Annotated in this window: 1 protein-coding gene; it reads right to left on the reverse strand. The window is 65.7% G+C overall.

Going from position 1 to position 863, the window contains the following annotated elements; translation table 11 throughout:
• On the reverse strand, nucleotides 1-863 hold an 863-nt coding region (locus tag OGL93_RS22140), incomplete at both ends, for an AMP-binding protein (RefSeq protein WP_263265165.1).

Raw genomic sequence — 863 nt, forward strand, 5'->3', positions numbered from 1 at the left:
AGTCCCCCGTGCGGTACAGCCGCTGCCCGGCCTTGAACGGGCTGGCAACGAAACGCTCGGCACTGAGGGCGGGCCGGCGGTGGTAACCCCGCGCCAGGCCCGCGCCGCCCAGGTACAGTTCGCCCAGCACGCCAACCGGCACCGGTTCGAGGTGCGCATCCAGCACGTAACACGCCAGGTTGGCGATGGGCTGGCCGATGGGCACGCTGTCACGGCCTTCGTCGACACAGGTCCAATGGGTGACGTCGATGGCCGCTTCGGTGGGGCCGTAGAGGTTGTAGAGGCTGGCCTTCGGCAGCTTGGCGAAGACCTGCTGCTGGGCATCCGCTTGTAATGCCTCACCGGAGCAGACGATGCGGCTGAGTGAAGTGCAGCGGCTGACCTGCTCATCCTGGAGGAACACCTGCAGCATCGACGGCACGAAGTGCAGCGTGGTGATCTGCTGTGCCTGGATCACCTCGATCAGCTGCGCCGGGTCCCGGTGCGCGCCGGGCGCCGCGACCACCAGCCGAGCGCCGGTCATCAACGGCCAGAAGAACTCCCACACCGACACGTCGAAGCTGAACGGGGTTTTTTGCAGTACCGAATCATTTGCCGTGAGCTGATAAGCGGCCTGCATCCAGCACAGCCGGTTGGTCAACGCCGAATGGCGGTTGCCGGCGCCCTTGGGCTTGCCGGTAGAACCGGAGGTGTAGATCAGATAAGCAAGGTGCTCGCCGGTCAGCGCTACGTTGGGGTTCTGGTCGCCAAACGCCGACGTATCGAAGCCATCCAGGTCGATCCGCTCGACCGCTGGCAGCGCGATGGCCGAGTGGCTCAGCACCAGCCCCACGCCGCTGTCTTCGAGCATGTAGGCCAGGCGT

The organism is Pseudomonas sp. RIT-PI-S (assembly GCF_025642975.1).
Classification (GTDB): domain Bacteria; phylum Pseudomonadota; class Gammaproteobacteria; order Pseudomonadales; family Pseudomonadaceae; genus Aquipseudomonas.